2 protein-coding genes are annotated in these 1,250 nt (G+C 38.2%); both read left to right on the forward strand.

Features of this window, described 5'->3' with window-relative positions; genetic code table 11:
* The first annotated feature begins 249 nt into the window (after positions 1-249).
* Entirely contained in the window at positions 250-693 is a 444-nt protein-coding gene (locus KS419_RS00035; protein WP_217064049.1) for a YhcN/YlaJ family sporulation lipoprotein, read from the forward strand.
* A 24-nt stretch (positions 694-717) separates the two neighbouring features.
* Complete coding sequence (spoVAE, locus tag KS419_RS00040; RefSeq protein WP_217064050.1) at positions 718-1,068, forward strand: stage V sporulation protein AE; 351 nt, start codon at positions 718-720, stop codon at positions 1,066-1,068.
* The last annotated feature ends 182 nt before the right edge of the window (positions 1,069-1,250 follow it).

Consider the following 1,250-nt stretch of genomic DNA (forward strand, 5'->3'; position numbering starts at 1 on the left):
TCTAGCTCCAGCGCCTACTCGCTACGGGGCACTTCGGAAGTGACAACCGAAGTCAAAGAGCGGACTTCTAGTTGTCATTCCTCCACTGCCCTACGTTCGTGACCAAAGGCGCTTGCGCTTTTCTTATACCTTTTAGGATAAAAAAGCCTTCTTAGAAACATCTTATTAATAGTTACTTTTAATTTGAATACTACATAAATTTACAAATCTATTCAATACTAATTTAATGGGAAGGAGTGAGTGAAAAATATGATGTTATTGAGAAAGTCGGCAATATACTTGTTTCTTATTATCACACTTGTTTTGACAGGATGTAATAATCATCAAGGTGAATTAAGGGCACTGGAAATGGAATCACATAATCCGGTAATTTCTCAAGAACTGGCAGAGAAAATGGCACGCAAAGTAAGCTTTATGGATGAAGTTGATCATGTCCACTCAGTCTCCTTAGATAAAGATGTTTTCATGACTTTAAGAGTAAGCGGCTTTGATCGCCTTTTCTTAGAACGAATTAGGAAAGAAGCATTTAATAAGGCAAAATCCATTGATCAGGATTCAACGGTACACGTATCAACAGATCGAAAAATTGATATGGACCTCGCCAAAATAAAGAAAAGAGTATATGAAAGAACTATTTCAGAAAAGGAATTAGAGAAGAAATTAAAGAAACTCGAAAATGACATGAAAGGCTAATGTAACTTTAGGAGGTGTTTGATCATGATGTTTTTTTGGGCCTTTATTGTTGGTGGAATCATATGTGTAATTGGACAAGTATTAATGGACATATTTAAGCTAACTCCTGCACATACAATGAGTACATTGGTCGTTTCTGGGGCAGTTTTAGATGGACTTGGTTTATACGAACCATTAATTGATTTTGCAGGTGCTGGGGCTACGATCCCGATTACAAGTTTTGGAAATGCATTAGTTCATGGTGCACTTGCGGAAGCGGAACGGAGCGGTCTTGTTGGAATAATTACAGGTATCTTTGAAGTAACGAGTGCGGGGGTTTCAGCTGCAATTATTTTTAGTTTTCTTGCATCACTTGTATTTAGACCAAAAGGATAAAAAGTATGGTGCCAGCGAGATAAAATCGTGTGGCACCTTTTTTGATAGGTTATATAAGTTTTAGCAGCTTCGGGCATTGTCTAGCTTCAGCGCCTACTCGCATGGGAACTGAAAAAGTGGTGCTTTTCCACTTTTACAGTCCCTAAGCAATGAGCGTAGCCGTCGCAATCTTTAAAAAGCAT

It is taken from the genome of Evansella tamaricis (assembly GCF_019042215.1).
GTDB lineage: Bacteria > Bacillota > Bacilli > Bacillales > Salisediminibacteriaceae > Evansella > Evansella tamaricis.

Bases quoted from the DNA above. Each gene is read 5' to 3' on its own strand.
- spoVAE (WP_217064050.1), top strand. From the start codon at position 718: ATGATGTTTTTTTGGGCCTTTATTGTTGGTGGAATCATATGTGTAATT.
- KS419_RS00035 (WP_217064049.1), top strand. From the start codon at position 250: ATGATGTTATTGAGAAAGTCGGCAATATACTTGTTTCTTATTATCACA.